The 11,604-nt window shown below is 75.1% G+C and carries 13 protein-coding genes; 4 read left to right on the top strand and 9 right to left on the bottom strand.

Translation table 11 applies throughout. The features are described 5' to 3' along the window. Positions 1 to 189: 189 nt before the first annotated feature. The 4 genes from V2S66_RS08405 to V2S66_RS08390 form a co-directional block, all read right to left on the bottom strand. Positions 190 to 933, bottom strand: a complete 744-nt coding sequence (locus V2S66_RS08405) for a HEAT repeat domain-containing protein (RefSeq protein ID WP_330793904.1) — start codon at positions 931 to 933, stop codon at positions 190 to 192. Between the two features lie 23 nt (positions 934 to 956). Next, complete coding sequence (locus V2S66_RS08400) at positions 957 to 2,564, bottom strand: DUF2637 domain-containing protein (protein ID WP_330793903.1); 1,608 nt, start codon at positions 2,562 to 2,564, stop codon at positions 957 to 959. 163 nt (positions 2,565 to 2,727) lie between these two features. After that, positions 2,728 to 3,450 (bottom strand): DUF3558 family protein, encoded by a 723-nt coding sequence (locus tag V2S66_RS08395; RefSeq protein ID WP_330793902.1) that lies wholly within the window; start codon positions 3,448 to 3,450, stop codon positions 2,728 to 2,730. A gap of 83 nt (positions 3,451 to 3,533) precedes the next feature. Beyond that, positions 3,534 to 4,385 (bottom strand): hypothetical protein, encoded by an 852-nt coding sequence (locus V2S66_RS08390; RefSeq protein ID WP_330793901.1) that lies wholly within the window; start codon positions 4,383 to 4,385, stop codon positions 3,534 to 3,536. Positions 4,386 to 4,638: 253 nt separating this feature from the next. On the opposite strand from V2S66_RS08390, the gene V2S66_RS08385 reads away from it, so the two are divergent. Beyond that, the gene (locus tag V2S66_RS08385; RefSeq protein ID WP_330793900.1) at positions 4,639 to 5,841 is read left to right on the top strand and encodes an RtcB family protein; all 1,203 of its coding nucleotides are present in this window, start codon (positions 4,639 to 4,641) and stop codon (positions 5,839 to 5,841) included. Between the two features lie 58 nt (positions 5,842 to 5,899). Here the strand turns inward: V2S66_RS08385 and V2S66_RS08380 are convergent, their stop codons facing one another. Then, the gene (locus V2S66_RS08380) at positions 5,900 to 6,349 is read right to left on the bottom strand and encodes an arsenate reductase ArsC (RefSeq protein ID WP_330793899.1); all 450 of its coding nucleotides are present in this window, start codon (positions 6,347 to 6,349) and stop codon (positions 5,900 to 5,902) included. 98 nt (positions 6,350 to 6,447) lie between these two features. On the opposite strand from V2S66_RS08380, the gene V2S66_RS08375 reads away from it, so the two are divergent. The 3 genes from V2S66_RS08375 (at position 6,448) to V2S66_RS08365 (ending at position 8,481) form a co-directional block, all read left to right on the top strand. Further along, complete coding sequence (locus tag V2S66_RS08375; RefSeq protein ID WP_330793898.1) at positions 6,448 to 6,762, top strand: ArsR/SmtB family transcription factor; 315 nt, start codon at positions 6,448 to 6,450, stop codon at positions 6,760 to 6,762. 118 nt (positions 6,763 to 6,880) lie between these two features. Next, the gene (locus tag V2S66_RS08370; RefSeq protein WP_330793897.1) at positions 6,881 to 7,660 is read left to right on the top strand and encodes an aquaporin; all 780 of its coding nucleotides are present in this window, start codon (positions 6,881 to 6,883) and stop codon (positions 7,658 to 7,660) included. Positions 7,661 to 7,785: 125 nt separating this feature from the next. Continuing rightward, positions 7,786 to 8,481, top strand: coding sequence for a type 1 glutamine amidotransferase domain-containing protein (locus tag V2S66_RS08365; protein ID WP_330793896.1), 696 nt, complete (start codon positions 7,786 to 7,788; stop codon positions 8,479 to 8,481). Between the two features lie 29 nt (positions 8,482 to 8,510). On the opposite strand, the gene V2S66_RS08360 is transcribed toward V2S66_RS08365, so the two are convergent. From V2S66_RS08360 to V2S66_RS08345, 4 genes are all read right to left on the bottom strand, one after another. Continuing rightward, complete coding sequence (locus V2S66_RS08360; RefSeq protein WP_330793895.1) at positions 8,511 to 9,272, bottom strand: SDR family oxidoreductase; 762 nt, start codon at positions 9,270 to 9,272, stop codon at positions 8,511 to 8,513. A gap of 113 nt (positions 9,273 to 9,385) precedes the next feature. Then, entirely contained in the window at positions 9,386 to 9,907 is a 522-nt protein-coding gene (locus tag V2S66_RS08355) for a hypothetical protein (protein WP_330793894.1), read from the bottom strand. Positions 9,908 to 9,997: 90 nt separating this feature from the next. Further along, positions 9,998 to 10,903 carry a bifunctional 5,10-methylenetetrahydrofolate dehydrogenase/5,10-methenyltetrahydrofolate cyclohydrolase gene (locus tag V2S66_RS08350; protein WP_330793893.1) on the bottom strand — a complete coding sequence of 302 codons (906 nt, stop codon included), beginning with the start codon at positions 10,901 to 10,903 and terminating at the stop codon, positions 9,998 to 10,000. Then, positions 10,900 to 11,520, bottom strand: a complete 621-nt coding sequence (locus tag V2S66_RS08345) for a cyclodeaminase/cyclohydrolase family protein (RefSeq protein WP_330793892.1) — start codon at positions 11,518 to 11,520, stop codon at positions 10,900 to 10,902. Before V2S66_RS08345 ends, V2S66_RS08350 begins: the two co-directional genes overlap by 4 nt. Positions 11,521 to 11,604 lie beyond the last annotated feature (84 nt).

Below are 11,604 nucleotides of genomic sequence, written 5' to 3'. Positions count from 1 at the left end.
CCGCCCCGGCCCGACGACGCCGCCGAACCGCCGGCCGCCCCCGGGCCCCCGGCCCCGGCCGCGGCCGCCCCCCCCGCCCGCGGCCCCGCCCCCCCCCCCCCCCCCCCCCCCCCCCCCCCCCCCCCCCCCCGCGCCGGCCCGGGGGGGGGGGGGGGCCCCCCCCCCCGGCCGCCCCCCCCCCGACACACCCTAGGCCGTGCGGTCTGCCGAGGGGAGGGCCCCGGCGTCCCGCACGACCAGCGCGGCCGCCCGCAGCGGGTCGCCGTCGGCCCGCGCCAGCAGGCGGTCCACGTTCCAGGTCAGCGGGTCGCCGGCGACCGTCATGGTCAACGTCGGCGCGGCCTCCATCCGGTGCGCGGACACCGCCGCGTCCGCGCCGGGCAGCAGCCGGTGCACCTCCTCCAGCAGGGCGGCGGCGCCGCGGTCCCGCAGCGCGCGCCGCCGCGGGTCGCAGGCGTCCAGCGCCTCGGCCACCCCCGGCTCCTGCGGCGGATACCGCCGGAGCGCCGGCAGCAGCGCGGCGTCGGCGAGCACCGCGGCGGCCTCCACGGTGTGCGGGTGCGCCTCCCCAGGGCCGGCGCCCGCCTCCAGCAGCTCCCTGAGCAGCGGCGCCGCGCGCGGGTCCCGTCGCAGCGCCAGGCCGCGCACGGCCTCCTCCCGGGTGTCCCGGTCGGCGTCGTCGAGGCGTTCGGCGAGGGCGGCCCGGACGGCGGGGCCGTCCACATCTGCCAGCGCGCCCAGGGCGAAGGCCGCCCGGTCGCGGACGGCGGGCGCGGTGTCGCGCGTCAGGCGGATCAGTGCGGCGAGCGCGGGGTCGTCCCCGCGGCCGGTGACCGCGGTGGCCAGATCGAAGGCGGCCTCCGCCCGCTTCTCCGGATCGGGCGCAGCTGCCCGGGTGATCAGTGCGGTGACGTCGGTTTCCTCGGGTCCCATGGGTCCATCCTCGCCTGCCGGTCCTACGGGATCGACTCCGCGTTCGCCTCGGAGGTGTAGCGGTACCGCAGATCCCTTATCGCGCTGACGAGTTGGCGCTCCTCGGGCGGCGTGCCCTTGTAGACCGTCGGCAGGAAGCGGGCGAGCTGGCGGGTGTTGGGCAGCGTGCCGTGCTCCTGGACGTAGTTGCGGTAGGCCGCGAAGTACGCGTCGGCGGGGGAGACGTCCTCGGGCAGCTCCAGGCCGCCCACCGGGTAGGTCTCGAAGTCCGCCTCGGGCTCGGGCTCCGGGGCGGGCACGGCCGCGGCGACGGGGACCGGGACGACGGGGACGGCAGGCGCGGGCTGCGGGGCGTACGGCTCCTGCGGCTGCGGCTGCGCCGGCTGGTGCTGGGGCTGCTGCCGCGGGCCGGGCACGCCGTTGCCGTTGAGCGGCGCGGCGTTGACGGCGTCACCGTCGGCGCCGCTGCCGTTGACCCCGTTGCCGTTGCCGTTGCCGTTGACGCCGTTGAGGGCGCCGTAGCCGAGCGGCCGCTCCTGGTACGGGCCGACCGGGGCCATCAACTGCTGCGCCTGGGCCTGCTGCTGGTACTGCTGGGCCTGCTGCTGGGCCGCGAACCACGGGCTGTCGTGCGGCCACGGCTCGGGCGGCACCGCGCCGTAGCTCTCGTACAGCTGCCGCTGCGCGGCGAACTGCTCCTGCGTCAGCGGGGGTTGCTGCTGGAGCGGCGGCATCGGCCGGGGCGTCTGCGGCATCTGGGGCAGCTGCGGCAGCTGCGGGTGCGGGCGGGCGGGCTCGGCCGCGGTGAGCGCGGCGGCCGGCTGCTCCTGGTCCTGCTGCGGCGGCTGCGCCGCCTGCTCCACGGCCTGCTCCACCGCCGGCACCTGCGCCGGCTCGGCGGACGTGGCCGGCGCCAGATCCAACTGCCGTACCGGCGGCGTCACTTCGATGCCCGCAGCGGCGAGCCCGGCGTCCGCGGTCTCGGACAGCGGCACCCCGTACTTCGCCAGCCGCAGCGGCATGATCGCCTCGATCGGCGCCTTGCGGCGCCACGCGACGCCGAAGCGCGCCCGCAGCCGGGCCCGGTAGACCAGCCGGTCCTGCTCGCGCCGGATGACCTCCTCGTAGGAGCGCAGCTCCCACAGCTTCATCCGCCGCCACAGCCGGAAGGTCGGCACCGGTGCGAGCACCCAGCGGGTGATCCGCACCGACTCCATGTGCTTGTCGGCGGTGATGTCCGCGACCCGGCCGATCGCGTGCCTGGCCGCCTCGACGGAGACCACGAACAGCACCGGGATGATCGCGTGCATGCCCACGCCCAGCGGGTCGGGCCAGGCCGCCGCGCCGTTGAAGGCGATCGTCGCGGCGGTCAGCAGCCACGCGGTCTGCCGCAGCAGCGGGAAGGGGATGCGCAGCCAGGTCAGCAGCAGGTCGAGCGAAAGCAGGACGACGATGCCGGCGTCCACGCCGATCGGGAAGACGTTCGCGAACCAGCCGAAGCCCTTGTGCAGGGCGAGCGTGCGCACGGCCGCGTAGGAGCCGGCGAAGCCGATCCCCGCGATGACCACCGCGCCCGCGACGACGACGCCGACGAGTATGCGGTGCGTGCGGGTCAAACGTATCGCGGCCACCCGCGACCCCTCCTGCCCCTTCGCCCCCGGTCCCAGCGACCGCGGGTTCCTGTCCCCGTGACTGGCCGCCCCAGACTGCCACAAGACTGTGTCGGCGCGGGCATCAGCCGGGTCGGACAAACGTACGGATACGACGGATACGGGGGCGTGGGGACCGGAGTTGTTACGTGTTCGCCGCCGCGAGAGCCGCCACCGCGTTCTCCGCGGCGTGCTGGGCGCCGCTGATGATCGTCCGCGCGGACGGGTTCTTCTTGCCGACCAGACCGGCGCCGCTGTACTCCACGAGCACCACGACATTGCCGCTGCGGGCGATCACCGTGTCGTTCTGCGAGGTGACCTTGGCGACGGTCGTCAGTCCCGCGACCGACACGGCCTGGTCGCCGGGCACGGTCAGCGGGGACGTGGTGGCGCCCTTGACCCGGCCGAGCGCGCCCGCCTGCTGGGTGTAGGAGTTCTGCGCCTGCTTCTCGCCGGAGCCGAGCTGCGGGTCGGAGGGGAACCGCTGGAGGGTCACCGACAGCCAGCGGTACTGGTAGCCGTCGGAGCCGTTGCCGGTCCACGAGCAGCCGCCGCGGGTGCCGGGGTCGGAGGACTTCGCGGCGGTGCCCCGCGCGCTCTTCGCCTTCGGCACCAGCGCGGCCACCGTCGAGGCGGTGACCGCCTTGCAGGAGTCAGGCAGCGTCGCGTACTTGACCGCGGCCAGGGTGGGCTCGGCGCTCGTGCTGCCGCTCGCGCCCGCGCTCGTGGTGCTCGCGGAGCCGGAGCTGTCGGAAGCGTCCGAGCCGCCGGAGCCCGAGGAGCAGCCGGTGAGCAGCATCGCGGGCACGACCGCGCAGGCGAGCAGCCCGCCGGCCAGGCGGGGGGCGGTGCGTCGACGTCGTTCCATGGTGCCGTGGGTCCTTTGCTCGGGCCGCGGGTGGTCGGCCATCCACCCTAAGGGGCCGCGGGGGCCGCGGACGGCCCCGGAGCCTACTTCTCGACCTTGCGCTCCAGCTGCCCGGCCGCCTGGAGGGCGTCTTTCTGCAGGTCGGCGCTGTTCGGGGTGGCCGCGCCGGCCGGCTCGGAAGCCGAGTAGGTGACGCTCACCACGACGTTCGCGGTCCTGAAGACCACCGTCACCACGCGCCGCGGGCCGGCCGCCGGGGTGCTCGCGACGTCGTTGATGAAGGCGACGTTGCCGACGTCGGTGAGGCGGCGCGGGGCGAGCGACGGGTCGGCGTCGTTCTGGCTGCCGCCGGAGCCGGTGCCGTCCGTCGCCCCCGGGCTCTCGGGGCGGCCCGTGCCGCCGTCCGGGCCCGCCGCGCCCGCGCCGGTGCCGGTCGGGGTCGGCGTGGCGCCCCCCGTCGGGGTGCCGCTCAGCGGCGTCAGCGAGATCGACGCGGCCTGCGCCCGCTGCTCGAAGTCCTGCTCGGCCTGGACCTCGTCGCTCACGCCCGGGTCGTAGGACACCACCCGCTCGAAGTCGATGCTCAGCGCGTGCGAGGCGCCGTCGGGCGCCGTCTGGCGCCACGCGCAGCCGACCCGGCGGTCGGTGTCGTAGGTCAGCGACTCGGTGCCCGCGTAGTCCTTCGCGCCCGGCACCATGTGCTCCAGCACGTTCTTCTGCAGCGCGGTGCACGGCTGCGGCAGGGTCTGGTACTTGCCCGGCGGCAGCGGCGAGGGGGTGGTCGCGCCGGCCGGCAGTGACTTGCCGTCCGAGGCCGTCCCCGACCCGCCGCCGCCCGCCGTGCAGGCGCTGACCGCGCCGAGCACGGTGACCGCGAGGGCGGCGGCAACGGCCGCGCCGGCCCGGACCGGCAGCCGTCTGGGAGTGGACCGCACCTGGCTCGCCCCTCTCTGGTTCCGGTGGTTCCGGTGGTTCGGGATGCTCCCGCGGTCAGCCCCGCGGTAAATCCTTGGCGCGCGTGAGCGAGCCCTGGACACAATGTCTACCGCACGTCAGACCGACACCGCCTGCCGGGGCGGTGGATCGGGTGACTCGTTCGCATATGCCGCGGGCCGGGCGCATCCTGGCCGTACCGGCCTCTCCACCCGCACCACCACCACTTCGCCACCGTGTCCTGGGGGGACAGCCATGTCGTACACCGAGGTACCCGGCGTCCGGGTGCCGATCCGCATGTGGGCCGACCCGGCCACGGTCGAGAGCGGCGCGATGCAGCAGCTGCGGAACGTCTCCTCGCTGCCGTGGATCAAGGGCCTCGCCGTCATGCCGGACGTCCACTACGGCAAGGGCGCCACCGTCGGTTCGGTCATCGCGATGGAAGGCGCGGTCTGCCCGGCGGCCGTCGGCGTCGACATCGGCTGCGGCATGAGCGCGGTCAAGACCTCGCTGCGCGCCCACGACCTGCCCACCGACCTGTCCCGGCTGCGCTCCAAGGTGGAGGAGGCGATCCCGGTCGGCCGCGGCATGCACGGCGACCCGGTCGACCCGGGCCGGCTCTTCGGCCACCCGACCGGCGCGGCGGCCGGCTGGGACGACTTCTGGTCGCGCTTCGACGGGATCGCCGACGCCGTGAGGTTCCGCCGCGAGCGGGCGGCGCAGCAGATGGGCACGCTCGGCTCCGGCAACCACTTCTGGGAGCTGTGCGTCGACACCGAGGACGCGGTCTGGATCATGCTGCACTCCGGTTCGCGGAACATCGGCAAGGAGCTCGCCGACCACCACATCGGCGAGGCCCAGCGCCTCCCGCACAACCAGGGCCTGGTCGACCGCGACCTCGCGGTCTTCATCAGCGGCACCCCGCAGATGGACGCCTACCGCAACGACCTGTACTGGGCGCAGGAGTACGCCAAGCACAACCGCGCCGTCATGATGGCCCTGTCCCAGGAGGTGGTCCGCCGCGAGTTCCGCAAGGCGAAGGTCACCTTCGAACCGGTCATCTCCTGCCACCACAACTACGTCAGCGAGGAGCGGTACGAGGGCGCCGACCTGCTGGTCACCCGCAAGGGCGCGATCCGCGCGGGCGGCGGCGACTACGGCATCATCCCCGGCTCCATGGGCACCGGCTCCTACATCGTCCGCGGCCTCGGCAACTCCGCGGCCTTCAACTCCGCCTCCCACGGCGCGGGCCGCCGGATGAGCCGCAACGCGGCGAAGCGGCAGTACACCACCCGCGACCTGGAGGAGCAGACCCGCGGGGTGGAGTGCCGCAAGGACTCCGGCGTCGTCGACGAGATCCCCGGCGCGTACAAGTCCATCGAGAAGGTGATGGACCAGCAGCGCGACCTGGTCGAGGTGGTGGCCAAGCTCAAGCAGGTGGTGTGCGTGAAGGGTTGAGGCCGCGGTCTCGGCATGCGTCGTGAGGGGCCCCGGTCCGTCCGGACCGGGGCCCGCCTCACGCGGCCGGGTCGGGGGCGATCTCGGCGATCAGCCCCTCGACGAGGACCCTGATCTCGTCGCGGATGGGCCGTACGGCCGCCACGCCCTGCCCGGCCGGGTCCTGGAGGTCCCAGTCCAGGTAGCGCTTGCCGGGGAAGACGGGGCAGGTGTCGCCGCAGCCCATGGTGACGCACACGTCGGACTCGCGGACCGCGTCGACGGTGAGGACCTTGGGGACCTCGGCGGAGATGTCGACGCCGACCTCCCTCATCGCCTCGACGGCGGCGGGGTTCACGGCCTCGCCGGGCCGGGAGCCGGCGGAACGGACCTCGACGCGGTCGCCGGCCAGGTGGGTCAGCCAGGCGGCGGCCATCTGGGAGCGGCCGGCGTTGTGGACGCAGACGAACAGCACGGACGGCTTGGACCGGCGGGGCTCGGGAGCCGCGGCGGGGCCGGGAGCAGGCATGAGGCACTCCAGCAGGGGGACGGGCGGCCCCCGGTGTGCGGGCCCCAGGAGCCGGGCGGGGCTGGCATCAGCGCTCGCTGATGTGAAAGTATCACCGCATGCTGACGTCAGTCGACACTGATCTGATCCGGGTGCTGTCCGACCCCCTCCGCATGCGGATCGTGACGCTCCTGGCCCGCGAGACGCTGTGCACCACGCACCTGGTGCAGGAGACCGGCGCCCGCCAGACCAACCTCTCCAACCACCTGAGGGTGCTGCGCGAAGCCGGGGTCGTCGACACCGAGCCGTGCGGCAGGTTCACCTACTACAGGCTCCGCCCGGAGGTCCTGGAGCGGCTCGCGGGATCGTTCGCCGCGCTGGCGGCCACCGCCCGGGAGACCGAGCGCGACAACGTCAGGCGTTCCTGCCCCTGACGCCGTCCCGTCCTGACGCCGTCCCGCCCTACTCAGTCCCGTCCTGCCCCGTCCTGCGGGGGCCCGGCCTGTCCGCCGGCCTCGTGGGGCGGCGTCCTTCCCGCACCCGGAGACCTTCTTGAGCGCCACCGACGCCGCTGCCGCCGACGCCCCCGCTGACGCCGCCACCGTGCCGCAGCCGGCCCCCCGGGCGACCCCGCCGCGGGCGCCGCTGGCGCGCCGAGCGGCGGCCGAACTGGTCGGCACCGCCGCCCTGGTGGCCGTCGTGGTCGGCTCGGGCATCCAGGCCACCGAGCTGACCCACGACGTCGGTCTGCGGTTGCTGGCGAACTCCACCGCCACCGTCTTCGGGCTCGGCGTCCTGATCGTGCTGCTCGGCCCGGTCTCCGGCGCGCACTTCAACCCGGTCGTCACCCTGGCGCAGTGGTGGACCGGCCGCCGCGGCGGCTCGGGAGCCACCGCGCGTGAGGCCGCGGTCTACGTGCTCGCGCAGTTCTCCGGAGCGATCGGCGGCGCGATCGTGGCCGACGCGATGTTCGGCGAAGCGCTGGTGAGGTTCTCCACGCACGACCGGGACGCCCGGCACCTGCTGCTCGGCGAGGTCGTCGCGACCGCCGGACTGATCCTGCTGATCTTCGGCCTCGCCCGCAGCGACCGGCTGCGCTTCGCGCCGGTCGCGGTCGCCTCCTACATCGGCGCCGCCTACTGGTTCACCTCCTCCACCTCGTTCGCGAACCCGGCGGTGACCGTCGGCCGCACCTTCACCGACACCTTCGCCGGCATCGCCCCCGGCTCGCTGGCCGGCTTCGTCGTCGCCCAGCTCGCCGGCGCGGCGGTCGGCCTGGGGCTGGTCGCGGTGATCTTCGGCCCGCCGACGCGAGTTCCCGCCCCGTCGTGACAGACCTCGCGCGCGCCGCGTCCCGCGAGCGGCCGGGCCGCCCGCATGCGGGCGGCCCTGCGGGTGCCTACGCTGAATGAGTCAACCGCGTCGTTTGCACCGAGCGTGACGAGGAGGCGGATGCGATGGCGAAGGTCCTGTTCATCGTGAGCGGAGCGACGTACTGGGTGCTCAAGGACGGCACCAGATACGCGACCGGCTACTGGGCCGAGGAGTTCGCGATGCCGTACAAGGCCGTCACGGAGGCCGGGCACGAGGTCGTGGTGGCGACGCCCGGCGGGGTGACCCCCAACGTCGACATGATGAGCCTGCGCCCCTCGATGGCGGGCGGCGAGGACGGGGCCCTGGAGCTGGAGGCCGTCATCCGTTCCGCGGAGGTGATGCGGCGGCCGCTGAAGCTGTCGGACGTCCGCCTCGAGGACTACGACGCGGTGTACCTGCCCGGCGGACACGGCCCGATGTCGGACCTCGCGTTCGACGCCGACGTGGGCCGGCTGCTGACGGCGCAACTCGCCTCGGGCAACCCGCTGTTCATCGTGTGCCACGCCCCCGCCTCGCTGCTCGCCACCAGGATCCACGGCGAGTCCCCGTTCAAGGGCTACAAGGTCACCGGGTTCACCAACGAGGAGGAGGAAGCGGTCGGCCTGGCCGCCAGGGCGACGTGGCTGCTGGAGGACGACCTGAAGGAGAAGGTCGGCGTCCAGTACAGCCGCGGCCCGATCTGGGAGCCGTACATGGTCGAGGACCGCAACCTCGTCACCGGCCAGAACCCGCACTCGGCCGCCGTGCTCGGCGACCGGCTGCTGGAGATCGTCACGTAGGTCGCCGCTCGCGGCTCACTGCCTGCGGCTCACTGCCTGCGGTGGACCTTGGAGTTGGACGCCTGGGCGCGCGGGCGCAGCACCAGGAGGTCGACGTTGACGTGCGCGGGGCGGGTGACCGCCCAGGCCACGGTGTCGGCGACGTCGTCGGCGGTCAGCGGCTCGTCGACGCCCGCGTAGACGGCCGCGGCCCGGTCGGAGTCGCCGCGGAACCGGGTCAGCGCGAACTCCTCGGTCCTGACCATGCCCGGGGCGATCTCGACGACGCGCACCGGCTGCCCGTTCAGCTCCAGCCGCAGCGTCTCGGCGATGACGTGCGCGCCGTGCTTGGCGGCCACGTATCCGCCGCCGCCCTCGTAGGTGCCCAGACCCGCGGTCGAGGACATGACGACGATCGTGCCGTCGCCGGAGGCGGTCAGCGCGGGCAGCAGGGCCTGGGTGACGTGGAGCACGCCGAGGACGTTGACCTCGTACATCGTGCGCCACTCGGCCGGATCGGCGGTCGCGACGGGGTCCGCGCCCAGCGCGCCGCCCGCGTTGTTGACCAGCACGTGGCAGGAGTCCAGGGCGGCCGCGAAGGCGTCCACGGCGGCCCGGTCGGTGACGTCCAGGGCCCGCACCTCGGCGCTGTGGCCTGCCGCTGCCAGCTCCTCGGCGAGGGCGGCGAGACGGTCGGCGCGGCGGGCGGTGAGCACGACGTGGAAGCCCGCCTCGGCCAGCCTGCGGGCGGTCGCGGCGCCGATGCCGCTGCTCGCGCCGGTCACCACTGCGGTACGGGGGCGGGGGCTCATGTCGTGCTGCCTTCCTGGTCGGTGCCGGTCGGTGCCGGTCGGTCCTGGCCGTCGTGGCCGGTCCTTGACCGAAGGATAGGTGCGGCCGCGGCGGCGCCCGGGACCGGACCCGGTCAGGCGGCCTGCGCCGCCGGCTGCGCGGCCCGCGACGCCCGCGCCGCCTCCGCGTCGAGCGCCCGCAGCATCACCTTCTGGTCGAAGGCCAGCAGCGCGACCGTCGTCGCGCACATCGCCACCGCGAAGGCCAGGTGGGCGGCGGGCGAGGTGGCCGCCACGCCGATCGCGCCGAAGACGAAGTGCACCCCGACCCGCAGGGCGATCAGGCCGACGGCGAGCTTGCGGGTCCTGCGGCCCTTGAGCATCGCGCGGGCCGTCTTCAGCCGGCCGCGCAGCACCGTCCGGGCCAGCGCGATGTTGGTGGCGATGGCGATCGCGATGACCACCCACGCGTAGGAGCTGGTCTTGAGGATGTCGTAGGAGGCGCCGATCAGGCCCTCGAAGGCGAAGAAGGCGACCGGGATCGGCTTGTACTCGGCCGGCTTCTCCGCGGCCGGCGTCACGGCGGGCCCGGTCACGGCGGGAGCGGTGGCGGCGGGGGCGGGCTGCTGCGCGGTGACTGCCTCGGTGATCGTCATGGCAGAAGTCTCGCGTGCGGCGTGCGCCGCGCGGCAGAGCCGGACATCCGGTCTGCGGCATGACATCTGTCATGCCGCGGACCGGCCGCCTCAGGCGGGCCGCGCCGCCCCGGTCGCCGCGGCCGCCCCGGCGGCCTGCACGGTGTGCCGCAGCAGCAGCGCCGTGGTGATCGGGCCGACGCCGCCGGGGACCGGGGAGAGCGCGCCGGCCCGCGACCGTACGGACTCCGCGTCCACGTCGCCGGTCAGGCCGCCGTCGGGAGTCGGGTTGGTGCCGACGTCCACCACGACCGCGCCGGGCGCCAGGTGCGCGGCGGTGATCAGCCCCGGCCGCCCGGCGGCGGCCACGACCAGCTCCGACTGCCGTGTGACAGAGGCGAGTTCGGCGGTGCGCGAGTGGCAGACGGTCACCGTGGCGTCCCGGTCGAGCAGCAGGTGCGCGAGCGGTTTGCCGACCACGGTGGAGCGGCCGACCACCGCGACGGTACGGCCGGCCAGCGGCACGCCGTGCGCGTCGAGCAGCTGGACGACCGCCTCGGCGGTGGCGGGCGCGAAGGCGGGCAGGCCGGCCGCCAGCCGCCCGAGGCTCAGCGGGTTGGCGCCGTCGACGTCCTTGTCCGGGGCGATGGCGGCGGCCACGTCCGCGGCGGCCACCCCCGGAGGCAGCGGCGTCTGCAGGATGACGCCGTGCACCGCCGGGTCCGCGCTCAGCTCCGCCAGCCGCGCCCGGAGCAGGTCCGCGGTGGCGTCCGGCGGCAGGGTGACCGTGTCGCACGCGATGCCGGTCCGGCCGGCGGCCCGCGCGATGGACCGGACGTACCAGGCGGTCGACTCGTCCTCGGTGGCGACCACCACGGCCAGCCGCACGGTGACGCCCGCCGCGGCCGACTCCGCGACGCGCGCGGTCACCTCGGCCCGCAGCTCCGCGGCGCGCGCGGCCCCGGACAGGCCCAGCGGCGCCGCTTCGGCCGCTGCCGCCGGCTCCTGCCCGCTCATCGGGCGATCTCCTTGCGCACGGCCTCGGTGACGGCCGCCGCACGGGCCGCGATGTCGTCCACGTCCCGTACGGCCGCGGTGAGTTCGGCGCGGACCGTCTCGTCCTTGATGCCGCCGAGGTTGATCTCGACGTTGACGCGGGCGGTCGTCGCCGCGGCGCGGGCGGCCTCCGCCGCGGCGGCGACGTCGGTGATCACGTTCGGGTTGCCGATCGGCAGCAGCGTCTCGGCGAGGGCGGTGATCCGGGCGGCGGCGATGATCACGTCGGCCGGCGGCCGCGCGGCGACCTCCAGCGCGGCGGCGATGGCCCGGGACCGTACGGCCCGCTCCTCGTCGTCGGCGTGCGGCAGCCGGTAGGCGTCGGTCACCGCGGTGAACGCGGCGGCGTCGTCGGCCGCCAACCGCAGCGCGCGGGTGCGCAGTTCGTCGCTCTCGGCGATCACCGCGGCGATCGGTCCGGCGTGTGCGGCGTACTTCACGCCGGTGGTGTAGCGGGCGACCATGGCGAGCAGGGCCGCGGCCTGGGCGGCGTGCAGGGCCGCCGCGGCGCCGCCGCCGGGAGCCGGCTCGCGGGCGGCCAGCCGTTCGAGGTAGTCGCCGATCGTCTGCTCGTGCACGGGGCTGCCTTTCCGCCGTGGCCGGCTCTGCCGGGCCGCGTGTCCGGTCCTGCGCCATGATCCCATGGGGTGCGGGCGGGGCCG

Source organism: Actinacidiphila polyblastidii, from assembly GCF_036353415.1.
GTDB classification, from domain to species: domain Bacteria; phylum Actinomycetota; class Actinomycetes; order Streptomycetales; family Streptomycetaceae; genus Actinacidiphila; species Actinacidiphila polyblastidii.
Note: the sequence above shows the minus strand (reverse complement) of the source record. Positions and strands in the feature narration are given on the sequence as shown.